The sequence below is a fragment of the Agromyces sp. Marseille-P2726 genome (assembly GCF_902809835.1).
Taxonomy (GTDB): Bacteria; Actinomycetota; Actinomycetes; order Actinomycetales; family Microbacteriaceae; genus Agromyces.
This window is the reverse complement of sequence record NZ_CADDWM010000015.1, coordinates 472,835-495,281: the sequence shown is the minus strand read 5'-3', so window position 1 is coordinate 495,281 and position 22,447 is coordinate 472,835. Positions and strand designations below refer to the sequence as shown.

The following is a 22,447-nucleotide window of genomic DNA, read 5'->3' as shown; positions in this document are numbered from 1 at the left end:
CAGCGCGCGAATGCGGCCCCCAATCGAACGCCAGTGGAGCGGATGACGGGAATCGAACCCGCACCATCAGTTTGGAAGACTGAGGCTCTACCATTGAGCTACATCCGCGAGCGCCCGCGTTCGGGCACTGGATCATCGTAGTACACGGCACAGTCCACTCCGTGCACGGCGTGCGCGCGGCATCCGTTCGAGGGAGCACGCGTATGAGTGGGAGAGAGACCGTCGAGGCGTTGATCGCGACGCTGAATGCCGGTGACGTCGGCGGGATGGACGACGTGTTCCACGAAGACGCGGTCATGGAGTGGCCGCAATCGGGTGAGCGCATCGTCGGCGGCGACAACCGGCGGAGCGTGTACAACGCGTTCCCCCAGCTGCCGACGATCACGCCGCGTCGCATCGTCGGCGAGGGCGACCTGTGGGTCGTGGAGGCCACGCTCGACTACGGCGATGAGGCGGAGTACCTCGCGACCTTCATCTTCGAGCTGCGGGGCGAGAAGATCGCGCGCGAGACGGCCTACTGGTCGCTGCCGTTCGAGGCGCCCGACTGGCGAAGCGAATGGGTCGAGCGGATGTGATCCTGCCGCCTACCTGAGCTCGGCGACCGTCTGCACGACGCCTCGCGCGAGTCGGAGCTGTCGCTCGTAGGTCGCCGCGAGGGCCACGAGCACGACGCCGGCGATGCCGAGCCACAGCCACCACCACACCGCCTCGTAGAGCCACGTGATCCAGGGCCAGAGCTGTGCGACGGCATGTACGAGGAGCACGCCGCCGCCGAGGATCAACGGTGCCTGGAGCCGACGCAGGGCGCCGACGACGACCGCCGCCGCGGCAACGACGCCGAGGGCGATGAGTCGCCACAGCTCGGGATCCGTGAAGTCGGCGATGAGCGCCGGGATCAGGAGGACCGCGAGGCCCGGACCGAGCGCCGGCCAGCTGCCGAGTGCAGGGGAGCGGCGCATCCGGAACACACCGGCGCCGAGGAGCGCCGCGGCGATCGATGCGGTCACGAGGTCGAATGGATCGACTCTCGCGACGCCGAGCACGGCGGTGCCGCCGAGCACGAGCAGTGCCAGGCTGGCCCAGCTGAGCATCGGCCCGCCCACCGGCCGCGCGGTCGTCGCCACGGCCGCGACATGGAGGATCGCGAGCAGCGGGAACAGCACCACGGTGCGCGTCGTCGCCTGGTTTCCATCGATGATCGCGAGCATCGTCGGAACCGAGAAGGCGATGACGGATGCCGCGAGCAGCGCTTCCGCGATCCACGCGGGCCGCGACGACGTGCGGGCCCACCCGACGGCGACCATCGCGCCCGTGACCAGCGCGAGCAGCGGCCAGAACTCGACGACGAGATCGCTCGATTCGCCGAGGGCCACGGCGCTTCCTCGCACGACCGCCGTTCCGGTGACCGCCGTCCATCCGGTGAGCGCGGCGATGAGGCGCAGCGGGATCGCTCGGGCGGTCTCGGGAAGGAAGGCCGCTGCGAGCGCGACGACCGCGCCCGCGCTGACGAGGATGAGCGTGCGCAGCTCGGAGTCCGCACTTGATGCGACGCTCGGCAGCACGGCGATGGCCGCGGCGGTGGCGACGAGCGTCGTGCGGCCAGCCGCGTACGACGAGTGCGCGTCGCGCCGCCACGCGATCAGGGCCCCCGCGGCGAGGAGGAAGGCCGCGAGCGGCAGGGTGTACGCCTCGATGTCGTCGACTCCGTCGCCCGCGAGCCACGACCAGACCGCGCCGACCGCGGGCGGGATGCTGAGCCAGGACAGGAGCCTGCTCTGCGCCTCGCCGCCGATGGGATCGCCGTCGAGGGCGGCCACGAGCACTGGCACTGGAGCGAGTACCAGCAACAGCAGCCACTGCTGATCTCCTGCCGCGGTCACCGAGGCGAGCGCGCCGAGGCCGGCAACGCCGAGTGCGGCGTTCCAGGCGACCTTCGTCGCGGTGTCGCGTCTGGGCAGCACGATGTGAGCCAAGCCGGCGGAGAGGAGCACGCCGGCCGCCACGCCGATGCCCGCGGGAGCACCGCCTGGGATGTCGACGAGCAGTCGCCCGAGCGCGACGGCGAGCAGGAGCGGGCCCACGACGGCGAGCAGGACGCAGACCGGCCGCACCGTGGTGAATCGGAGGGCGGCGATGGAGACGACCGCGACGAGTGCGGCGGGAATCCAGCCCGGATCGACGCCCCCGTCGAACGCGACGGCGAATGCCCCGGTCGTGGCGGCGCCGAGCCAGGGAACCGCGATGCTCGTGCGGTCTGCGGCGGTGAGCCTCGGGGACGCGAGGGCGGCCGCCGACATGGCGGCGCCGACCACGCCGAGCCACATCCACGGTGAGTCCCATGGCGACGTGAGCGGCGAGCCCGCGGCATCCGACCACGATGGGATCGACACGACGGCGATGGCGCCGAGCAGGCTGGCGATCACGACATGCGTCGCGCCGGCGGCGGGGGCGACGGAATCGGACCACACCCGACCCGCTACCACGCGACCGGCGACCGCAGTCACGATCACGAGCGCCGTGACCCACGGCCACGCGGGGACGCTCGCGTAGGCCGTCCATGCGCCGAGGGCTGCCGAGCTCATTCCGAGCAGGGCCAGCGTCGGCACGAGACCCGGGACTCGGTGCCGCTGCGCGACCGCGGCGACGCCGAGGCCGACCGCGCCGACCGCACCGTAGCCGACCGCGGCAAGCGCGGCATCGGGGGCCAGCGTCGCAAGGACGACGCCTCCGGCGACCGCAGCACCGATCGGAACGGTTGCGGCTCGCCGGAGCTGACCGAGCAGCAGGGCCACGACGAACGCGCCCCCCGCGACCATGAACGGGACGAGTGCCACGCCGGGAACGATGTCGGGCTGGTCGACGACGATCACGTTGGCGGTGTCGCCGCCCCACGGAGGAATGGCGGCGAGCAGCCAGCCCCCGATCCCGGCGAATGCCACGAGCGCGCCGGGCGCAGCCGCTGCCAGCGCGACGGCGGCTGCCGCGATGAGCGATGCTCGGGCCTCCTGAGCAGTGCGCCCGCCGACCCGGACGAGCGCCGCGCAGACGCAGGCCACCACGGCGGCGAGTGCCGGAGCCGACCAGATCGCGATCGAGCGCTCGAGCTCGACGGCGACGCCGATCGCGAGGCCGAGGGCGGCAGCGAGGCCGACGCCGATCGCTGCGGCGATGCCGAACCCGCGCTCGGCGGGCGATCCGCGAAGCCGAAGTACGACGATCACGACGACCAGCGATGCGGCGACGCCGAGGAACGCCCACAGCACGCCCCACGGCACGCTGTGCAGCGCCCACCCCGCACCTGCGAGCGCAGCGACTCCGCCGGCGAAGCCCGCGGAGATGAGGATGGACCGCTCGGGAAGCCCGGCTCGCAGCCCCGCGCCGACGCCGACGCCGGCCAGGAGCGCGACCAGCCCACCGAGCCATGCGCCCGTCGCGGTACCGGGGTCGATGGCGAAGCCGAGCAGGAAGGCGGCGATCGGCGTCAGCGCCGCGGCGGCGAACCCGACGATCCGGATGCCGCTCACTGCGCGTGTGGCCGCGAGCACCATGGCGACGACGGCGAACGCGATTCCGGTGTACACCGACACCCCGAGCGCCGCCGTGCCGAACAGGTCGTTCGCCCGCACGATCCACACGTCGAGCAGCCCCAGCACGACGGCGACGGATGCCACGCCCTCGGCGGTGCCGGGGAGCCGACGTGCTCGAAGCAGCCACGCGAGTGCGAGCACGAGCACGCTCGCTCCGGCGATGATGATCGAGCGCACCTCCTGGCTCGCCACGAGATAGGCGACGAAGAGGAACACGATCGCGGTGACCGAGATCAGCACGACTCCGAGCGTCAGGAGCAGCACCTGCACGCCGGAGCGACGCGGCGCCGCAGCATCCGGAGCGGCGATCGGAGGATCGAAGGTCGCGGTAGGCGGCGCCGACGTCGTCGCGACAGGTGCCAGTGCGGCAGCGGCGACCGGCACCGGCACGGGCACGGGGATCGGTTCGGGCCTCGGGGCCGGGCGCGCCGCGGCATCCTGTGCCCGCCACATCCGATCGATCAGCGACTGACGCTCGAGCTCGCCCTCGTAGACGCGGGCCGACACCTGGAATAGCCGCGCCGCCTCGGGGGCCCGCAGGTCGAGGCCGCACTCGGTGCAGCGCGGCGAGCGGAGCATGCTGAAGCACGCCGGGCAACGAGTCGTGTCGACGAACTGCGCCGGATCGGACGGCCAGCGACGTAGGCCGGGCGCGAGGGCGCGGGAACGGTCGGTCATGGGCACACTCTGCCACGCCCGGTCACACGGGCAGCGCATGATCCACAGCGCCATGGGTGCGCCGGGCCGAGACGGTGCCCGTCGCGCACAGCAGCCACGGGCGCCCGTGCAGTAGACTTTCGTGGGTTCATCCGCGCTGCCGCATGTTTCGGCGTGCCCGTGAGGGTGAACCGACGAGTTGAGTCAGCGACTCGGGGCGTAGCTCAGCTTGGTAGAGCGCCCGCTTTGGGAGCGGGAGGTCGCAGGTTCAAATCCTGTCGCCCCGACGGGTCGCCCGAGTCTCGACACGAACTTCCACACAACAGGAGATCTTCCACATGCCGACCACTTCGGTTGAGAAGCTGAGCCCGACGCGCGCCAAGCTCACCATCTCGGTGACGCCCGAGGAGCTGAAGCCCAGCATCACCCACGCCTACGAGCACATCGCCGAGCAGATCAATGTGCCGGGCTTCCGCAAGGGAAAGGTTCCGCCGCCCATCATCGACCAGCGGGTCGGCAAGGCCGCCGTGCTCGAGCACGCGGTGAACGAGGGCCTCGACGGCTTCTACCGCGCGGCGGTCACCGAGCACGAGCTGCGTCCCCTCGGCCGACCCGAGGCCGACATCGTCGAGTGGCCCAACGAGAAGGACTTCTCGGGCGACCTCCTGCTCGCCATCGAGGTCGACGTGCGCCCCGAGGTCGAGCTGCCCGACTACGAAGGCCTCGAGCTGACCGTCGACTCCGTCGAGATCGGCGATGAAGAGGTGAACGAAGAACTCGAGCGCCTCCGCAGCCGGTTCGGCACGCTCATCACCGTCGACCGCCCCGCGAAGACCGGCGACTTCGTCACGCTCGACCTCGTCGCCACGATCGACGGCACCGAAGTCGACACGGCGAGCGGCATCTCGTACGAGCTGGGCTCCGGCGAGCTCCTCGAGGGCATCGACGAGGCCCTCGACTCGCTGACCGCCGACGAGACCACGACCTTCGAGTCGAAGCTGCTCGGCGGCGACCACGAGGGCGAGACCGCCGAGATCACCGTGACCGTCACCGCGGTCAAGGAGCGTGAGCTTCCCGAGGCCGACGACGACTTCGCGCAGATCGCCAGCGAGTTCGACACGCTCGAGGAGCTCACCGAGAGCCTCAGGGAGCAGGTCGCCCGCAACAAGTCGTTCGGGCAGGGCACCCAGGCGCGCGACCTCCTGGTCGACAAGCTCCTCGAACTCGTCGACGTGCCGGTCGCCGACAGCGTCATCGAAGACGAGGTGCATCGCCACCTCGAGTCCGAGGGCCGGCTCGAAGACGACGAGCACCGCGCCGAGGTCACCGAGTCCAGCACGAAGGCCTTCAAGACCCAGATCGTGCTCGACGCGATCGCCGAGAAGGAGAAGGTGCAGGTCAGCCAGGACGAGCTGACCCAGTACCTGGTGCAGGGCGCCGCCCAGTACGGCATGGACCCGAACGAGTTCGTGCAGATCCTCAGCCAGAACGGCCAGATCCCCGCCATGGTCGGCGAGGTCGCGCGCAACAAGGCACTCGCGATCGCCCTCGGCAAGGTCACCGTGACGGATGCCGCCGGCAATGCCGTCGACCTCTCCGAGTTCACCGCCGTCGCCGATGAGCAGACCGAGGGCGGGCCCGAGGTCGGCGAGCAGGCCGAGGAGATCGTCGAGGCTGAGGCCGCCGACGATGCCGAGGTCGTCGAGGAGAAGCCCGCCGCGAAGAAGAAGCGCGCGAGCCGGAAGAACGCTGAGACCGAGTAACAGCCCCGCCGCGAGGGCCGGATGCCGCGTGGCATCCGGCCCTTCCGCATTCGAGGAGGAAGCGCATGACCGACGACTGGGAGCGGCGCATCGCCGAGGTCTGGGAGGAGGCCGCGGGGTCGCCCGTCGACGACGAGCTGATCACCCGGATCGACGAGATCGCCGCCGAGCGGGGCGACAGCGACGCGCGCGCCGTCTTCGAGCGGGCGGGTGCCCGTGATTCGGCGGGTCGCCCCGATCAGGCCGTGCCCCTGTACCGCCGGGCCCTCGAGCTGGGCCTCGACGACGAGCATCGCCCGCAGGCGGTCGTGCAGCTCGCGAGCAGCGTCCGCAACCTGGGCGACGTCGCCGAGGCCCTCAGGCTCATCGAGCACGAGCATCGCGACCACCCCGATGCGCCGTATCGCGACGAGGTCGCCGCGTTCCTCGCGCTCGCCCTCGTGAGCGCGGGTGACGCTCGCCGAGGAGCATCCATCGCACTGACGGCCCTCGCTCCGCACCTCCGGCGCTACACGCGGTCGATGACGGCGTACGCCGCGGAGCTGGTCTCCGGCGACCGTGCCGGAGACGCCGACCCGGTCGCGGAGGCCACGGCGGAGGCTCGCAGCACCACGTCATCCGCCTAGGGCGAACAGCCCGGTTCGCGTGTGTTGCAACGGATAGATTCGAGTGAACGCGATAACGGAAACGGAGCGACACATGGCCGAAGTGACACCCAGCCCCGGTGTTTTCGATCAACTGCTGAAGGACCGCATCATCTGGCTGGGTTCAGAGGTTCGTGATGAGAACGCCAATGAGATCGCGGCGAAGCTCCTGCTCCTCGCTGCAGAGGACTCGAAGAAGGACATCTACCTCTACATCAACTCGCCGGGTGGCTCCATCACGGCGGGCATGGCCATCTACGACACGATGCAGTTCGTTCCGAACGACATCGTCACGGTCGGCATCGGCATGGCGGCCTCGATGGGTCAGCTGCTCCTGACCGCCGGCACCAAGGGGAAGCGGTACATCACCCCCAATGCCCGGGTCCTGCTGCACCAGCCGCACGGCGGCTTCGGCGGCACGGCGAGCGACATCCAGACGCAGGCGCAGCTCATCCTCGACATGAAGAAGCGCCTCGCCGAGATCACCGCGGCGCAGACCGGCAAGTCGGTCGAGCAGATCAACGCCGACGGCGACCGCGACCGTTGGTTCAACGCCCAAGAGGCCCTCGAGTACGGCTTCGTCGACCACATCCGCGAGTCGGCACTCGACGTGTCCGGCGGCGGCGGAACCGACCAGGCATAGGCACCGAGAGAAGAGAGAACGAGCGAATGAACATCCCTGCTTTCGGCGGCACCGCCTTCGACGGCGTCCAGGCCCCCGGCTCGCGCTACATCCTGCCGAGCTTCGAGGAGCGCACCGCCTACGGCTACAAGCGCCAAGACCCCTACGCGAAGCTCTTCGAGGACCGCATCATCTTCCTCGGCGTGCAGGTCGACGACGCCTCGGCCGACGACATCATGGCGCAGCTGCTGGTGCTCGAGTCCATGGACCCCGACCGCGACATCATCCTCTACATCAACTCGCCCGGCGGCTCGTTCACGGCGATGACCGCGATCTACGACACGATGCAGTACATCCGACCGCAGATCCAGACCGTCGTGCTCGGCCAGGCCGCGTCGGCCGCGGCAGTGATCGCGGCGGCCGGAACGCCCGGCAAGCGGCTCGCGTTGCCGAACGCCCGGGTGCTCATCCACCAGCCGGCCATGGGCGAGGCGGGTCACGGCCAGGCGTCCGACATCGAGATCCAGGCCGCCGAGATCATGCGCATGCGCTCCTGGCTCGAGGAGACGCTGGCGCGCCACTCGAACCGCACGCAGGAGCAGGTCAACCTCGACATCGACCGCGACAAGATCCTGTCGGCCGAGGAGGCGCTCGAGTACGGCCTCATCGACCAGGTGCTCAGCTCCCGCAAGAGCGTCCCCGCACTGACCGCGTAAGATCCCCCGATCGAGCGAACGGCCCGGATGCCCCTGCGTCCGGGCCGTTCGCGCGGCGCGCGCACCTCGGGTCGAGGCCGATTCGCTGTGCGCGGAACATCACCGTTCACAATCCGGGCGCGCCATGACCCGCCGCCCGAATCTCGGGCTAGGCTCGGAACAGACTCGTCGACAGGGAGGTTCGATGGCACGCATCGGGGAGAGTGCCGACCTGCTCAAGTGCTCGTTCTGCGGAAAGAGCCAGAAGCAGGTCCAGCAGCTCATCGCGGGGCCGGGCGTCTACATCTGCGACGAGTGCGTCGAACTGTGCAACGAGATCATCGAGGAGCGACTCGCCGAGGCCGGCGAAACCGATGCGGGCGAGTTCGTGCTGCCGAAGCCGAAAGAGATCTTCGCCTTCCTCGAGGAATACGTCATCGGGCAAGACGCCGCGAAGCGCGCGCTGGCTGTCGCCGTGTACAACCACTACAAGCGCGTGCGAGCTCGCACGACGTTGACGTCGGCCGACCACGCGCGTGACGACGTCGAGATCGCGAAGTCGAACATCCTGCTCATCGGGCCGACCGGCTGCGGCAAGACCTACCTCGCGCAGACGCTGGCGAAGCAGCTGAACGTTCCGTTCGCGGTCGCAGACGCGACCGCGCTGACCGAGGCCGGGTACGTCGGCGAAGACGTCGAGAACATCCTCCTGAAGCTCATCCAGGCTGCCGATTACGACGTGAAGCGTGCCGAGACCGGCATCATCTACATCGACGAGGTCGACAAGATCGCCCGCAAGGCCGAGAACCCGTCGATCACCCGCGATGTCTCGGGCGAGGGAGTCCAGCAGGCGCTGCTGAAGATCCTCGAGGGCACCGTCGCATCCGTGCCGCCGCAGGGCGGGCGGAAGCATCCGCATCAGGAGTTCATCCAGATCGACACCACGAACGTCCTGTTCATCGTGGCGGGTGCCTTCGCCGGACTGGAAGACATCATCTCCTCTCGCGCCGGAAAGCGCGGCATCGGGTTCGGGGCTCCGCTGCACAGCAAAGAGGCCGAGGCCGACATCTTCAGCGAGGTGCTTCCCGAAGACCTGCACAAGTTCGGCCTCATCCCCGAGTTCATCGGGCGCCTGCCCGTCGTGGCGACGGTCACGCCGCTCGATCGCGACGCGCTCATCGAGATCCTCACCGAGCCGAAGAACGCGCTCGTGCGGCAGTACCAGCGCATGTTCGAACTCGACGGGGTCGAGCTCGATTTCGAGCCCTCGGCACTCGAGGCGATCGCCGACCTGGCGGTGCTGCGGCAGACCGGTGCTCGCGGCCTTCGCGCGATCCTCGAAGAAGTGCTGGGCCCGATCATGTTCGAGGTCCCGTCGTCGACAGGCGTCGCACGCGTCGTCGTCACCAAGGCGGCCGTGCTCGACAATGCCGCGCCGACGATCGTTCCGCACAAGCCGCGCCGGGCCGAGAAGTCGGCGTAGGTCGGGCCAGCAGCTCAGTCGAAGACGCGCAGCACACACCAGTGCCGACCGTCGTGTGCGACGTCGAACACGTGCGTCTCGCCGTCGTCGGTGCTCGCCTGGAAGCGCCAACCCGCGATCGTGAGGGGCACACGGCCCGGCGAGATGTCGTGCCCCGCGAACGGCGCCCACCACTCGCTCGGCCCGACGAGCGAGGTCGGCATGTCGGTGACCCGGAAACGACGGGCACGCCAGACGAGGCGTTCGGGCTCGCCCGCATCGCCGGTCCAGACCTCGACGGACTCGCGCAGCGCCGCCATGACGACCTCCCCGATGATTCGAAACTCTGTTCGAATGCTAGCACCGGAAGGCGAGCCCGGAGCAGGGATCAGGCGAGGTCGTCGTCGCTCCGGGCGCCGAAGACGATCTCGTCCCAGCTCGGCATCGATGCCCGGCCCTTCTTCGCTCCGCGAGCCGGGCCGGTCGCGGTGCCCGCGGCCTTGCCACCCCAGAGGCTCCGGGCAGCGGCTCCGGGCTTCTCCTCTGCGGGCGGCGCGAGGTCGTCAGGATCGTCGGTGCCGGGATCCGGTGGAATCGGAAGCTCGGGATGCTCGGGACCAACGACGGCGGCCTCCCGTTCGCCGCGGCGCCGGCGCAGGGCCTCGAGGAGATCGGCGGTCTCGCCGAGGGACTGCTTCGGCTCGTCCGCCCGCTTGATGGCCGCCCGAGCGACCGCCGGGCTCGACGCCGGGGGAGTGCTCCGCGCATAGGGCAGCGGTTCGAGGTGCGGCGCGGTGTCGTGCTCGCCGTGCTCGGGCTCCTCGAACGTGAACGCGCCGCTGTCGAACCGCGACGAGGGGTCGACCTCGGGGCCGACCGCCCGCAGCCGCGGGATCAGTCCGCCCTTCAGCTCACCCTGCTGCGACAGTGTTGTCGCCTCGGAATTGAGCGGATGCAGCGACTGCGTGCGCGGCTCGAATCCCCACCGCGCGTCGTGGTCGATCGAGTCGGCGGTGAACTCGAGCTTGACCATCCATCCGCGTTCCTCGTCCTTCCAGCTCGCCCAGCGCTCCCCGTGAGCGTTGAGCTTCGCCAGGCGGTCGCGGATGACGCTGCCGAACGTGGCCAGCTCCTCGGCGGGATCGATGTCGGTCGTCACGTGGACGGGCACCGCGAGGGCCGAGGTCACGACGTGTTCGCGTTCGGCGAGCACCGGCCCCTCGAAGCGCCGCACGTACTCGACCGAAGCGCCCGTGACCTGCGCCACGTCCTCAGCGGAGAGGCCGGAGCGGATGAGCGCCTGCACCTCGCGAGGCGAGGGCTTCGGGCCGGTGTGCGGTTCGGGCTGCGCCTGGCGGAGCCGCGACTGCAGGACCTCGTCGATCTCGATCCGGAAGCGTGCGCCGTCGTCGGAGGCGGCGAGCAGCGCGCCGTTCTCGACCCCGATTACCTTGAGTTCCTGCATCGCGACAAGCCCTTCCGTGCCTTCGTCTCCGCCCAAGAATGCCACGCACGCGAAGGCGCGACGGGGAATAGCGCGGGCGCGCCGGATGTTGACGAGTGAGCAGTTGGACGTGAGTCAAGGTGGTTTGCTTACGCAACTGATTTGATGCAGACTATGCCCGCCGAATCTCCGGCGATGAAGAAATGGATGGGAATGGCAACGGATTACGACGCACCGCGGAAGACCGAGGACGACTCCGAGTCGATCGAGGCCCTCAAGGAGCGCGTGCCCGACAAGATGTCGGGAGTGGTGGACGTCGACGATGCCGACAACCCCGGAGGCTTCGACCTCCCCGGTGCGGATCTCTCCGACGTCGAGCTCGACGTAGTCGTGCTCCCGCCACAGGCAGACGAGTTCACCTGCGTGAACTGCTTCCTCGTGAAGCACCGTTCGCAGATCGACCACGAGACGAAAGTCGGGCCGATCTGCCTGGAATGCGCCTCTTAGAGGCCGTCCTCCGTACGCTCAGGCCGTCGCGATCGATTGATCGCGGCGGCCAGTTCTTCCGGCCGCCGACTGGACAGCAACCAGTACGGGGCAGGGTCCCCCGGATCGGTGATGGGTACGCGAACCACCGGCGCGATCCAGCCGCGGATCACCAGGAAGGCCCGGGCGTCGAGCCCGGTTCCCCGCTCGAGACGCGCTGCGACGGCATCCGCCGCCACCGCCTCGCCCGTCTGGGCCAACGGGATCTCGGCGCGACCGGCGCGAAGCACCCCATCGGCCACCTCGATGACCGGTGCCGTCATGGTGAGCGAGCCCACCACCGCGAGGTAGAGGATGACGCCCGTCACGATGCCGGCGGGCAACGACACGGGAGCGAGCACGAGAATGCTCGCCGGCACGAGCAGCAGGCAGGCGATGTAGATCCATGGCGTCGGCCACAGCTTCTCGCGGTAATCGGGCATGGGCCTATTCGATCAGACTTCTGGACTAGCCTCGAACAGTGACCGATTCCGTCGATGTGCTGATCACGGCCGACCGCGTCCCCACGTACGCCCACCCGGGCGACGCCGGAGCGGATCTCCATGCGGCAGAGGGCGTCGTCCTCGCCCCCGGAAGTCGCGCCACCGTCGGAACCGGTGTCGCGATCGCCCTGCCCGACGGCTACGTCGCCTTCGTCGTGCCGCGATCGGGCCTCGCCTTCAAGCACGGCATCACGATCGTGAACGCGCCGGGCACGGTCGACGCGGGATACCGTGGTGAGATCCGGGTCGCCCTGTTGAACACCGACGCGCACGAGTCGTACGAGATCGCGGCCGGCGATCGGATCGCGCAACTCGTCGTCATGCCGGTGAGCCGCGCCCGATTCGTGCAGGTCGAGCGGCTGCCGGGAAGCACACGCGGCGAAGGGGGATTCGGGTCCACGGGCTTCGGGGAGCACAGGTCAGGAGTGAACGTGTGAGCATCCGGCCCTGGATACGGCGCATGCGAACGTCGCGCCGCGGGAGCTGCGGCGTGACAGGAGGAGCACAATGAGCGACATCGAGAACGTCGACGACACCCCGGTCGATCAGCCCAAGTCGGCACCCGACGACCGTGCGGTCGCGGGGCCCTTCGACGAGTCCGAGGCGAATCCGGTTCGCCCGTACGTCGATCTCGGCGGTGTGAAGGTGCTGCCCCGCGAGGGGCTTCACCTGCGCCTCGAAGTGGAGGAGGGCACCAAGCGCGTCGTCGCGATCGGGCTCGACTATGCCAACTCGACGCTGCAGGTGCAGCCGTTCGCCGCCCCGCGAAGCAGCGGACTCTGGCATGAGATCAGAGCGCAGATCGCCGACCAGATCGCCCGTCAGGGCGGTACCACCACCGTGCGCGAGGGAGCGTTCGGCCCCGAACTGCTCGCCCAGATCCCGGTGGCCGCCGCCGAGGGCCAGGCCGGGCACATGCGGCTGGCGCGCTTCATCGGCGTCGACGGCCCCCGCTGGTTCCTCCGTGGCGTCATCGCGGGCGAGGCCGCCGTCGACCCCGCCGCCGCCGCCCAGGTCGAGGAGCTCTTCCGTTCCATCGTGGTCGTCCGCGGTTCGACCCCGATGCCGCCCCGCGACCTCATCCCGCTGCGCATGCCGGCCGCCTCGACCGGCGCACCCCCGGCCCAGTGATGCAGAGACCCCAGGCCGCCGACGACCCCGGTCACGACGAGAGGGCGGATGCCGCGGCGCCGCCGCCGGCGCGAGCGACACCCGGTCGCGCCGACGACGGCCCGGCCGGTCAGCCGACGCACGACCTCTCGGCCGACGCGAACGCCGGCGGCGACGACGCCGGTGCCGCCGGTCGCCCCGACTCCGCGGACTTCGCAAGCCAGTTCGCGGCCGCCGCCGAGAAGAGCGGCCTCGGGGCGCTCGCGCGTGAGGAGAAGCTGGATGCCCGCGACCTGGTCGCGGCGGTCGGGGGAGTGCGCGGCATCCTCGAGGCGCTGCTGCCCGGCCTCGTGTTCCTCGTGACCTACAGCGTGCTCACGAGCGTCGTCGGGCAGGATCCGCAGGCCGCGCTCGTGCCGGCGCTCGCGGCATCCGTCGGCCTCGCCGTCGTCTTCACCGTCGTGCGCATCGCGACGAAGGGCCAGCCGACCCAGGCGATCGCCGGCCTCATCGGGGTGATCGCCTCGGCCGGCCTCGCGCTCTGGACCGGCGACGCCCGCGACAACTACGTGCTGGGGTTCTTCACGAACGCGGCGTACGCGGTCGCCCTGTTCATCTCGATCCTCGTACGCTGGCCCGCGGTCGGGCTGGTCGTCGGGTTCCTCATGGGAGACGGGACGGCGTGGCGTGCCGACCGGCGCCGGTACCGCGCCGCCCAGTTCCTCACGCTCGTCTGGATCGGGTTCTTCATCGCCCGCCTCGTCGTGCAGGTGCCGCTCTACCTCGCCGACAACGTCGAGGCGCTCGGCGTCACCCGCCTGCTCATGGGTGTGCCGCTCTATGCCCTTCTGCTCGTCTTCACGTGGCTCGTCGTGCGCGCCGTCTACCCGTCGCGCACCCACGCGAGCGAGTGATACAGTTATCTCGATATCAAGATAAATCCGCGAACTGCGTGGACTGATGGCGGGGCAGGCGCTTAGGTGACCCTTGCTGGACCGCCCCCGTTGGCTGGCGCAAGGATGGAGTGCCGGCGGCGTGTTCGCGTGGCATCCGCGAAGGAGAGGACATCGTGTCTGCAGTGAACAGTTTCGGGGCGAGGGACACGCTCCACGTCGGTGACAAGTCCTACGAGATCTTCCGGCTCGACACCGTGCCCGGTCACGACAGGCTGCCGTTCAGCCTGAAGGTCCTGCTCGAGAACCTGTTGCGCACCGAAGACGGTGCGAACGTCACCAAGGAGCAGATCGAGGCCCTCGGGTCCTGGAATCCCGACGCCGAGCCCGACACCGAGATCCAGTTCACGCCGGCACGCGTCATCATGCAGGACTTCACGGGGGTGCCCTGCATCGTCGACCTCGCGACCATGCGCGAGGCCGTCGCCGAGCTCGGCGGCGACCCGACCAAGATCAACCCGCTCTCGCCGGCCGAGCTCGTCATCGACCACTCCGTGATCGCCGACCTGTTCGGCCGAGCCGACGCCTTCGAGCGCAACGTCGAGATCGAGTACCAGCGCAACGGCGAGCGCTACCAGTTCCTGCGCTGGGGCCAGACGGCGTTCGACGACTTCAAGGTCGTCCCGCCGGGCACCGGCATCGTGCACCAGGTGAATATCGAGCACCTGGCCAAGGTGACCTACACCCGCGAGGTCGGCGGCGTGCTTCGTGCCTACCCCGACACCTGCGTCGGCACCGACTCGCACACCACCATGGTCAACGGCCTCGGGGTTCTCGGATGGGGCGTCGGCGGTATCGAAGCTGAGGCGGCCATGCTGGGCCAGCCGGTCTCGATGCTCATTCCGCGTGTGGTGGGCTTCAAGCTCACGGGTCAGATCCCGACCGGGGTCACCGCGACCGATGTCGTGCTGACGATCACCGACATGCTCCGCCAGCACGGGGTGGTGGGCAAGTTCGTGGAGTTCTACGGCGCCGGCGTCGCCTCGGTGCCCCTCGCGAACCGCGCGACCATCGGCAACATGAGTCCCGAGTTCGGCTCGACCGCGGCGATCTTCCCCATCGACGACGTCACCCTCGACTACCTGCGCCTCACCGGCCGGAGTGACGAGCAGGTCGCCCTCGTCGAGGCCTACTCGAAGGCTCAGGGCCTGTGGCACGAGCCGGCGAACGAGCCGTCGTTCAGCGAGTACCTCGAACTCGACCTGTCGACGGTGGTGCCCTCGATCGCCGGTCCGAAGCGTCCCCAGGACCGTATCCTCCTCGCCGAGGCGAAGTCGCAGTTCGAGAAGGACATCGTCGACTACGCCAAGCCGAGCACCACCTGCGACATCGTCGACCTCGAGTCGAAGCACTCGTTCCCGGCATCCGACCCCGGTGCCGTGCCCGGCGAAGAGGACAACGAGACCCGTCCCGTGCACATCAACAGCGGCGGACCGAGCGAGGTCTCGCACCCCGTGAAGATCGAGCGCGCCGACGGCGACCCGTACATCATCGACAACGGTGCCGTCACCATCGCGGCGATCACCTCCTGCACCAACACGTCCAACCCGTCGGTGATGCTCGCGGCAGGCCTGCTCGCCCGCAACGCGGCGAGGAAGGGCCTGAAGAGCAAGCCATGGGTCAAGACCACCATGGCTCCGGGGTCCAAGGTCGTCACCGAGTACTACCGCGAGGCGGGTCTCAACGACGACCTCGAGGCGCTCGGGTTCCACACCGTCGGCTACGGCTGCACGACCTGCATCGGCAACTCGGGCCCGCTGATCGAAGAGGTCTCGGCCGCGGTCAACGAGCACGACCTCGCAGTGACGGCGGTGCTCTCGGGCAACCGCAACTTCGAGGGCCGCATCAACCCCGACGTGAAGATGAACTACCTCGCGTCGCCGCCGCTCGTGATCGCCTATGCCCTGGCGGGGTCGATGAACTTCGACTTCGAGACCGACACCCTGGGCAAGGACCACGACGGGAACGACGTGTTCCTCAAGGACATCTGGCCCAGCGCCGAGGAGGTCCAGGCGACCATCGACTCGTCGATCTCGACGGAGATGTTCGACTCGCAGTACGCGAGCGTGTTCGAGGGCGACGAGCGGTGGAAGACGCTGCCCACTCCGACGGGTGCGGTCTTCGAGTGGGACGAGACGTCGACGTACGTCCGCAAGCCCCCGTACTTCGAGGGCATGACGATGGAGATCAACCCGGTCACCGACATCGTCGGTGCGCGCGTGCTCGCGAAGCTCGGCGACTCGGTCACCACCGATCACATCAGCCCTGCGGGTTCGATCAAGGCCGACAGTCCCGCGGGCCTCTACCTCACCGAGCATGGCGTCGATCGGAAGGACTTCAACTCCTACGGCTCCCGTCGCGGCAACCACGAGGTGATGATCCGCGGAACCTTCGCGAACATCCGCCTGAAGAACCAGCTGCTCGACGGCGTGGAGGGCGGGTACACCCGCGATTTCACGCAGGAGGGCGGCCCGCAGTCGTTCATCTACGACGCGGCCATGAACTACCAGGATCAGGGCATCCCGCTCGTGATCTTCGGTGGCAAGGAGTACGGTTCGGGCTCCTCGCGCGACTGGGCGGCGAAGGGCACCAACCTCCTCGGCGTGAAGGCGGTCATCACCGAGAGCTTCGAGCGCATCCACCGCTCGAACCTCATCGGCATGGGTGTCGTGCCGCTCCAGTTCCCTGCGGGTGAGACTGCCGATTCGCTCGGCCTGGATGGAACCGAGGTCGTCTCGATCACGGGTCTCGAGCAGCTCAACGAGGGCACGACGCCGCGCACCGTGCACGTCGTCGCTGCCCCCAGTGAGCACTCGGCCGAGGGCAAGCAGCCCGTCGAGTTCGACGCGGTCGTGCGGATCGACACGCCGGGTGAGGCCGACTACTACCGCAACGGCGGAATCCTGCAGTACGTGCTGCGCTCCCTCGTCTGAGAGCGAGAACGCGCGTCCTCCAGTCCCACGTCCGAGTGGGTCTCGAGTCCGGGGCGGCGACACCGTGATGTCGCCGCCCCGGACTCTTCTCTGCCTCCCAGTCTGTGCGGCGTAGACTCGACCCCGATCGCGGCGATCGCCGCCCGACCACGAAGGCCCTACCGCATGACGCTGCTCGAGAACATCTCAGGACCGCGCGATCTCGACGCGCTGCGTCCCGACGAACTCGACCGACTCGCGCGCGAGATTCGCGAGTACCTCGTCGCGTCGGTCTCGAAGACGGGCGGACACCTCGGGCCGAACCTCGGTGTCGTCGAGATGACGATCGCCATCCACCGCGTCTTCGACTCGCCACGTGACGCCATCGTCTTCGACACCGGGCACCAGTCGTACGTCCACAAGCTGCTGACCGGTCGCCGCGATCTCTCCACGCTGCGCCAGACGGGTGGACTGGCCGGTTATCCGCAGCGGGCGGAGTCGGAGCACGACATCGTGGAGAGCTCCCACGCGTCGAGCTCCCTGTCGTGGGCCGACGGAATCTCGAAGGCGTTCGAGATGACCGGTCAACACGACCGCCACGTCATCGCGGTCGTCGGCGACGGTGCACTCACGGGCGGCATGACGTGGGAGGCCCTCAACAACATCTCCGACGACAACACGCGAAAGCTCATCGTCGTCGTCAACGACAACGGTCGTTCGTACGCCCCCACCATCGGCGGCATGGCGCGGTTCCTCAATTCCGTGCGCACCAAGCAGGGCTACCGCAACCTGCACCTGTCGAGCCGACGGGCCTTCGACCGGCTCGGCGCCCCCGGCCGTGCCTTCTATCGGGGCGTGCGCGGCGGCCTCCACGGCTTCCTCAGCCGATTCACCGACAACGAGGCGCTCTACTCCAACCTCGATATCAAGTACGTGGGCCCCATCGACGGCCACGACGAGCGGGCGATGGAGGAGGCGCTGCGACAGGCCAAGGACTACGGCGCCCCGGTGATCGTGCACGCCATCACCGACAAGGGTCGCGGCTACGAGCCGGCGCGGCGCGACGTCGCCGACCAGTTCCACGCGGTGGGTCAGATCGACCCCGAGACGGGGGAATCGCTGGAGTCGAGCTCCGCTCCATCCTGGACGAGCGTGTTCGCCGATGAACTCGTGCGTCTCGCCGAGAACGATGAGCGCCTCGTCGGGATCACCGCGGCGATGTTGCGCCCGACGGGTCTGCACCGCATGGCCGAACGCTTCCCCAACCGGGTCTTCGACGTCGGAATCGCAGAGCAGCACGCCGCGACTTCGGCCGCCGGCCTCGCGTTCGGCGGGCTGCACCCCGTGGTCGCCGTCTACGCCACGTTCATCAATCGCGCGTTCGATCAAGTGCTGATGGATGTCGCGTTGCACAAGGCCGGGGTCACGTTCGTGCTCGACCGCGCGGGCGTCACCGGCCCCGACGGTCCGAGCCACCACGGCGTCTGGGACCTCTCGATCCTGCAGGTCGTGCCGGGCATCCGGCTCGCGGCTCCGCGCGATTCCGTGCGATTGGCCGAGGAGCTCGGTGAGGCGGTCGCCGTCGACGACGGTCCGACCGTCCTGCGGTTCCCGAAGGGCACGGTCGGCGTCGAGTATCCGGCACTTCGCCGCACCGACGATGGCGTGGATGTGCTCGCCGAGTCCGACCGCAAGGACGTGCTGCTCGTCACGGTCGGACCGATGGCCGGCATCGGCCTCCAGGTCGCCGAGCGACTGGGTGCTCAGGGCATCGGCGCGACCGTCGTCGACCCGCGCTGGGTGGTGCCGGTTCCGACGAGCGTCATCGGCCTGGCCCGCGACCATCGGATCGTGGTGAGCATCGAGGACGGTGTCCGCGTGGGCGGCATCGGCACGCGCATCCGTCAGGACCTGCGGGAAGCAGACGTCGACACCGCCGTCACCGAGATCGGCCTACCCGACGAGTTCCTCGAGCACGGCTCGCGCAACGACATCCTCGAGCGAGTCGGTCTCACTCCGCAGCAGATCGCTCGGGACGTGACTGGGATGGTGCTGGGCTCCAAGCTTCCGCACGCACGGGGCGCCGGTCTCGAGCACGTCTCGACGGATACACGCCCGCAACCGCGCGTCTGAGGCATCCCGACACGAACGGAAACGGCCTCCGGATCCATGTCGGAACCCGGAGGCCGTTTCGTCGATCGCGCTCCTACGCGCCCACGCCCTTCACGGGTGGGTGGTGGAACGTGTCGCCGAAGACCCGCTCGGACGCACCGACCCGATCGAGATAGGGGGTGAGGCCGCCCATCTGCAACGGGAACCCTGCGCCGAGGATCATGCAGAGGTCGATGTCCTCGGGGGCCGCAACCACGCCGTCGTCGAGCATGAGCCGTGCTTCACGCGCCAGGCCGTCTTGGAGGGCGATCAGGATGTCGTCGGCGCTCCGCGGATTCCTGCCACCCGACACGATCTTCAGGGCGCCCCTGTCGAAGCCCTTGACCTTGCCCTTGTCGTCCTTGTCGAGCAGGGTGCCGTATTCGGCGAGCTTGTGCAGGTTCTCGCTGCGATAGAACCGGTCGGGGAATGCCGCGTGGTGCGTGTCGAGCACGTGGGCGCCCACCTTCAGGCCGACGAGGTCGAGCAGCGTCGACGGCGCCATCGGCAGTCCGAGCGGTGCGATCGCCTGGTCGACGGTCTCGAAGGACGTGCCCTCGTCGACCGCCCGCATCGCCTCTCCGAGGAGCACCGCGAGCAGCCGGTTGACGACGAAACCCGGGGTGTCTGCGGTGATGACGGCGTTCTTCTTCAGGTTCTTCGCGGTGACCATCGCCGTCGCCAGCGTGGCGTCATCGGTCTGCGGCGTCTTCACGACCTCGATCAACGGCATGACTGCCACCGGCGTGAAGAAGTGGAACCCGACGAGGCGCTCAGGGTGCTCGAGCTTCGCGCCGATCTGCTCCACCGAGAGCGACGAGGTGTTCGTCGCGAGCACGGCCTCGGGCGAGACCACCTTCTCGATCTCCGCGAACACGTCCTGCTTGATCTGGAGCTCCTCGAAGACGGCCTCGATGACCCAGTCGCAGTCGGCGAAGTCGGCCTTGTCGGTCGTTCCGGTGACGAGCGCCCTCAGGCGGCTGGCTTCGTCGGGCGAGATGCGGCCCTTGCCGAGCAGCGCGTCGATCTCGCTCGTGATGTACCCGACGCCCTTGTCGACGCGCTCCTGGTCGATGTCGGTGATCACCACCGGCACGCGCAGGCGCCGAACGAAGAGCAGTGCGAGCTGGCCCGCCATGTATCCCGCGCCGAGCACGCCGACCTTGGTGACCTTCTTGGCCAGCTCCTTGTCGGGTGCCCCGGCCGGGCGCTTCGTGCGCTTCTGCACGAGGTTGAATGCGTAGACGGATGCCTGGAGCTGGTCTCCGGCGATGAGGTCGGCGAGCATTTCGTCTTCCCGCCGGAACCCCTCGGCGCGGGTGCCGCTCTTCGCCGCCTTCATGAGGTCGAGCGCCGCGTACGGGGACTGCGGAACCGACCCGATGCGGGCCTTCAGCATCTTGGTGGCGATGCCGATGGCCGCGTCCCACTTCACGAGGCGCTCCACCTTGCCCGGTTCGTTGGGCCGCTTCACCTTGATGCGGCCCGAGATCACGTCGTCGGCCCACCGGATGGAGTCCTCGAGGAAGTTCACCGAGGGGAAGATCGCGTCGGCGATTCCGAGGTCGAAGGCGTCCTGGCCCTTGAGGGTGCGGTTCTGCTTGAGGGGGTTCTCGATGATCACCTTGAGGGCGTTCTCGATGCCGATGAGGTTCGGCAGGATCGTTGCCCCGCCCCAGCCGGGGATGAGGCCGAGGAACACCTCGGGCAGCGCGAGCGCCGGCGCGGAGGCATCGACCGTGCGGTAGTCGGCGTGCAGGCCGATCTCGAGGCCGCCGCCGAGCGCCAGACCGTTGTAGAACGTGAAGGACGGCACGCCGACCTCGCCGAGCTTGGCGAGTGCGTAGTGGCCGAGCTGCACGAACTTCTTCGCCGTCTCCTTGTCGGGGATGTCGGCGACCTTCGAGAGGTCGGCGCCGGCGGCGAGGATGAACGGCTTGCCCGTGACGGCGACCGCGTGAATCTCATCGGCCGCGGCACGCGACTTCAGGTCGTCGAGCGTTCTCGCGTACTCGAGCAGCGTGGCGGCGCCCAACGTGTTGGGCCGGGTGTGGTCGCGGCCGTTGTCGAGCGTGACGAGGGCGAGCGTCCTGCCCGACGAGAGTGGCACGTCTCGCACATACGAGTGGGTCACGACCTCGTCGTCACCGGCGAGCGCCACCAGGGCGTCGAAGTCGATGGTCGTGTAGTCCGTCATCGGCGTGCCTTCTTCGCTGCCTTCTTGTCGAAGTTCGGGTTCTCCCAGATCATCGTGCCGCCCTGCCCGAGGCCGACGCACATGGTCGTGATGCCGTAGCGCACATCGGGGCGCTCGGTGAACTGGCTCGCGAGCTGGTTCATGAGGCGCACCCCGGACGAGGCGAGCGGGTGGCCGACGGCGATCGCGCCGCCCCACGGGTTCACCCGCGGGTCGTCGTCGGCGATGCCGTAGAGGTCGAGGAACGAGAGCACCTGGACCGCGAACGCCTCGTTGATCTCGAAGAGGTCGATGTCGTCGATCGTGAGGCCGGCTTTGCGGAGGGCCTTCTCGGTCGACGGGATCGGCCCGATCCCCATGATCTCGGGGTCCACTCCGGCGAACGCGTAGCTGACGAGCTTCATCTTGGGAGTGAGGCCGAGCTCCTTCGCCGCGGCGCCGGAGGCGAGGATCGCGGCCGTCGCACCATCGTTCAGGCCCGAGGCGTTGCCGGCCGTGATGCGCCCGTGCGGGCGGAACGGGGTCTTCAGCGTGGCGAGGCCCTCGAGGGTGGTTTCGGGTCGCATGGCCTCGTCGCGCGTCGCCAGTCCCCAGCCCTCCTCGGTGCGGATGGCGACCTGCACGAGGTCCTGCTGGATCTTGCCGGCCTCGTAGGCGGCGGCCGTCTTCTGCTGGCTGGCGAGCGCGTAGCGGTCGCTGCGCTCCTTGGTGAGCTGCGGGAACCGGTCGTGGATCCGCTCAGCCGTGGCGCCCATCACGAGCGCGTCCTCTCCGACCAGCTTCTCGCTCAGGAATCGTGGGTTGGGGTCGACCCCCGAGCCCATCGGGTGGTGCCCCATGTGCTCCACGCCGCCCGCGATGGCGAGGTCGTACATGCCGAAGCCGATGGAGCCGGCCATCATCGCGGCCGAGGTCATCGCCCCGGCGCACATGCGATCGATCGCGAAGCCCGGCACGGTCTTCGGGATGCCCGCGAGGATCGCGGCCGATCGCCCGATGGTCAGGCCCTGGTCGCCGGTCTGCGTGGTGGCCGCGATCGCGACGTCGTCGATGCGGTCTTTCGGCACGTTGGGGTTGCGCTCGAGGAGCCCGACGATCGCCTTCACGACGAGATCATCGGCCCTTGTGTTCCAGTACATGCCCTTTTCGCCGGCTCGCCCGAACGGGGTGCGGACCCCGTCGACGAACACGACTTCAGCTCGTTCAGCCACGCTGCAGCTCC

18 protein-coding genes and 2 tRNA genes are annotated in these 22,447 nt (G+C 69.0%); 13 read left to right on the top strand and 7 right to left on the bottom strand.

Annotated features, from left to right (window positions below):
* Positions 1–34: 34 nt before the first annotated feature.
* Positions 35–108: transfer RNA gene (locus HUS56_RS14970), tRNA-Gly, on the bottom strand.
* Between the two features lie 95 nt (positions 109–203).
* On the opposite strand from HUS56_RS14970, the gene HUS56_RS14965 reads away from it, so the two are divergent.
* Positions 204–575: a nuclear transport factor 2 family protein gene (locus HUS56_RS14965; protein WP_173924207.1), complete on the top strand. Its 372-nt coding sequence runs from the start codon at positions 204–206 to the stop codon at positions 573–575.
* 9 nt (positions 576–584) lie between these two features.
* Here the strand turns inward: HUS56_RS14965 and HUS56_RS14960 are convergent, their stop codons facing one another.
* Positions 585–4,265, bottom strand: coding sequence for an SCO7613 C-terminal domain-containing membrane protein (locus HUS56_RS14960; RefSeq protein ID WP_173924206.1), 3,681 nt, complete (start codon positions 4,263–4,265; stop codon positions 585–587).
* Positions 4,266–4,457: 192 nt separating this feature from the next.
* Here HUS56_RS14960 and HUS56_RS14955 point away from each other — a divergent pair.
* The 6 genes from HUS56_RS14955 (at position 4,458) to clpX (ending at position 9,451) form a co-directional block, all read left to right on the top strand.
* Positions 4,458–4,531, top strand: a tRNA-Pro gene (locus HUS56_RS14955).
* A gap of 51 nt (positions 4,532–4,582) precedes the next feature.
* A complete protein-coding gene (tig, locus tag HUS56_RS14950) occupies positions 4,583–6,007 on the top strand; it encodes a trigger factor (protein WP_173924205.1) in 1,425 nt (474 codons plus the stop codon).
* Between the two features lie 65 nt (positions 6,008–6,072).
* The gene (locus HUS56_RS14945; protein WP_173924204.1) at positions 6,073–6,633 is read left to right on the top strand and encodes a tetratricopeptide repeat protein; all 561 of its coding nucleotides are present in this window, start codon (positions 6,073–6,075) and stop codon (positions 6,631–6,633) included.
* 73 nt (positions 6,634–6,706) lie between these two features.
* Positions 6,707–7,294, top strand: a complete 588-nt coding sequence (locus HUS56_RS14940; protein ID WP_173924203.1) for an ATP-dependent Clp protease proteolytic subunit — start codon at positions 6,707–6,709, stop codon at positions 7,292–7,294.
* Between the two features lie 26 nt (positions 7,295–7,320).
* On the top strand, positions 7,321–7,989 hold the full coding sequence (locus tag HUS56_RS14935) for an ATP-dependent Clp protease proteolytic subunit (RefSeq protein ID WP_173924202.1): 669 nt from the start codon (positions 7,321–7,323) through the stop codon (positions 7,987–7,989).
* Between the two features lie 184 nt (positions 7,990–8,173).
* The gene (gene clpX, locus HUS56_RS14930) at positions 8,174–9,451 is read left to right on the top strand and encodes an ATP-dependent Clp protease ATP-binding subunit ClpX (protein ID WP_173924201.1); all 1,278 of its coding nucleotides are present in this window, start codon (positions 8,174–8,176) and stop codon (positions 9,449–9,451) included.
* A 14-nt stretch (positions 9,452–9,465) separates the two neighbouring features.
* Here the strand turns inward: clpX and HUS56_RS14925 are convergent, their stop codons facing one another.
* Both HUS56_RS14925 and sepH read right to left on the bottom strand, forming a co-directional pair.
* Positions 9,466–9,750, bottom strand: a complete 285-nt coding sequence (locus HUS56_RS14925; protein ID WP_173924200.1) for a hypothetical protein — start codon at positions 9,748–9,750, stop codon at positions 9,466–9,468.
* 68 nt (positions 9,751–9,818) lie between these two features.
* A complete protein-coding gene (gene sepH / locus HUS56_RS14920) occupies positions 9,819–10,895 on the bottom strand; it encodes a septation protein SepH (protein WP_173924199.1) in 1,077 nt (358 codons plus the stop codon).
* A 192-nt stretch (positions 10,896–11,087) separates the two neighbouring features.
* Between sepH and HUS56_RS14915 the strand changes: the two genes are divergently transcribed.
* Complete coding sequence (locus HUS56_RS14915; protein WP_173924198.1) at positions 11,088–11,381, top strand: DUF4193 domain-containing protein; 294 nt, start codon at positions 11,088–11,090, stop codon at positions 11,379–11,381.
* Here the strand turns inward: HUS56_RS14915 and HUS56_RS14910 are convergent.
* Entirely contained in the window at positions 11,378–11,842 is a 465-nt protein-coding gene (locus HUS56_RS14910) for a DUF3093 domain-containing protein (protein ID WP_173924197.1), read from the bottom strand. The two genes, HUS56_RS14915 and HUS56_RS14910, sit on opposite strands and share 4 nt — an antisense overlap.
* A 38-nt stretch (positions 11,843–11,880) precedes the next feature.
* On the opposite strand from HUS56_RS14910, the gene dut reads away from it, so the two are divergent.
* The 5 genes from dut (at position 11,881) to dxs (ending at position 19,010) form a co-directional block, all read left to right on the top strand.
* The gene (gene dut / locus HUS56_RS14905; protein ID WP_173924196.1) at positions 11,881–12,339 is read left to right on the top strand and encodes a dUTP diphosphatase; all 459 of its coding nucleotides are present in this window, start codon (positions 11,881–11,883) and stop codon (positions 12,337–12,339) included.
* 70 nt (positions 12,340–12,409) lie between these two features.
* A complete protein-coding gene (locus tag HUS56_RS14900; protein ID WP_173924195.1) occupies positions 12,410–13,033 on the top strand; it encodes a DUF3710 domain-containing protein in 624 nt (207 codons plus the stop codon).
* On the top strand, positions 13,033–13,926 hold the full coding sequence (locus HUS56_RS14895) for a DUF3159 domain-containing protein (protein ID WP_173924194.1): 894 nt from the start codon (positions 13,033–13,035) through the stop codon (positions 13,924–13,926). Before HUS56_RS14900 ends, HUS56_RS14895 begins: the two co-directional genes overlap by 1 nt.
* A gap of 155 nt (positions 13,927–14,081) precedes the next feature.
* The gene (locus tag HUS56_RS14890; RefSeq protein WP_173924193.1) at positions 14,082–16,898 is read left to right on the top strand and encodes an aconitate hydratase; all 2,817 of its coding nucleotides are present in this window, start codon (positions 14,082–14,084) and stop codon (positions 16,896–16,898) included.
* 165 nt (positions 16,899–17,063) lie between these two features.
* A complete protein-coding gene (gene dxs, locus HUS56_RS14885) occupies positions 17,064–19,010 on the top strand; it encodes a 1-deoxy-D-xylulose-5-phosphate synthase (RefSeq protein WP_173924192.1) in 1,947 nt (648 codons plus the stop codon).
* A 73-nt stretch (positions 19,011–19,083) separates the two neighbouring features.
* On the opposite strand, the gene HUS56_RS14880 is transcribed toward dxs, so the two are convergent.
* Both HUS56_RS14880 and HUS56_RS14875 read right to left on the bottom strand, forming a co-directional pair.
* On the bottom strand, positions 19,084–21,225 hold the full coding sequence (locus tag HUS56_RS14880) for a 3-hydroxyacyl-CoA dehydrogenase NAD-binding domain-containing protein (protein WP_173924191.1): 2,142 nt from the start codon (positions 21,223–21,225) through the stop codon (positions 19,084–19,086).
* Complete coding sequence (locus tag HUS56_RS14875; protein WP_173924190.1) at positions 21,222–22,436, bottom strand: thiolase family protein; 1,215 nt, start codon at positions 22,434–22,436, stop codon at positions 21,222–21,224. The genes HUS56_RS14880 and HUS56_RS14875 overlap by 4 nt, the downstream gene beginning before the upstream one ends.
* Between the last annotated feature and the right edge of the window lie 11 nt (positions 22,437–22,447).

What these genes read in the sequence shown, in the direction of transcription:
- HUS56_RS14965 (WP_173924207.1), top strand. Translation starts at nt 204, where the DNA reads ATGAGTGGGAGAGAGACCGTCGAGGCGTTGATCGCGACGCTGAATGCC.
- HUS56_RS14960 (WP_173924206.1), bottom strand. Translation starts at nt 4,265, where the DNA reads ATGACCGACCGTTCCCGCGCCCTCGCGCCCGGCCTACGTCGCTGGCCG.
- tig (WP_173924205.1), top strand. Translation starts at nt 4,583, where the DNA reads ATGCCGACCACTTCGGTTGAGAAGCTGAGCCCGACGCGCGCCAAGCTC.
- HUS56_RS14945 (WP_173924204.1), top strand. Translation starts at nt 6,073, where the DNA reads ATGACCGACGACTGGGAGCGGCGCATCGCCGAGGTCTGGGAGGAGGCC.
- HUS56_RS14940 (WP_173924203.1), top strand. Translation starts at nt 6,707, where the DNA reads ATGGCCGAAGTGACACCCAGCCCCGGTGTTTTCGATCAACTGCTGAAG.
- HUS56_RS14935 (WP_173924202.1), top strand. Translation starts at nt 7,321, where the DNA reads ATGAACATCCCTGCTTTCGGCGGCACCGCCTTCGACGGCGTCCAGGCC.
- clpX (WP_173924201.1), top strand. Translation starts at nt 8,174, where the DNA reads ATGGCACGCATCGGGGAGAGTGCCGACCTGCTCAAGTGCTCGTTCTGC.
- HUS56_RS14925 (WP_173924200.1), bottom strand. Translation starts at nt 9,750, where the DNA reads ATGGCGGCGCTGCGCGAGTCCGTCGAGGTCTGGACCGGCGATGCGGGC.
- sepH (WP_173924199.1), bottom strand. Translation starts at nt 10,895, where the DNA reads ATGCAGGAACTCAAGGTAATCGGGGTCGAGAACGGCGCGCTGCTCGCC.
- HUS56_RS14915 (WP_173924198.1), top strand. Translation starts at nt 11,088, where the DNA reads ATGGCAACGGATTACGACGCACCGCGGAAGACCGAGGACGACTCCGAG.
- HUS56_RS14910 (WP_173924197.1), bottom strand. Translation starts at nt 11,842, where the DNA reads ATGCCCGATTACCGCGAGAAGCTGTGGCCGACGCCATGGATCTACATC.
- HUS56_RS14900 (WP_173924195.1), top strand. Translation starts at nt 12,410, where the DNA reads ATGAGCGACATCGAGAACGTCGACGACACCCCGGTCGATCAGCCCAAG.
- HUS56_RS14895 (WP_173924194.1), top strand. Translation starts at nt 13,033, where the DNA reads ATGCAGAGACCCCAGGCCGCCGACGACCCCGGTCACGACGAGAGGGCG.
- dxs (WP_173924192.1), top strand. Translation starts at nt 17,064, where the DNA reads ATGACGCTGCTCGAGAACATCTCAGGACCGCGCGATCTCGACGCGCTG.
- HUS56_RS14880 (WP_173924191.1), bottom strand. Translation starts at nt 21,225, where the DNA reads ATGACGGACTACACGACCATCGACTTCGACGCCCTGGTGGCGCTCGCC.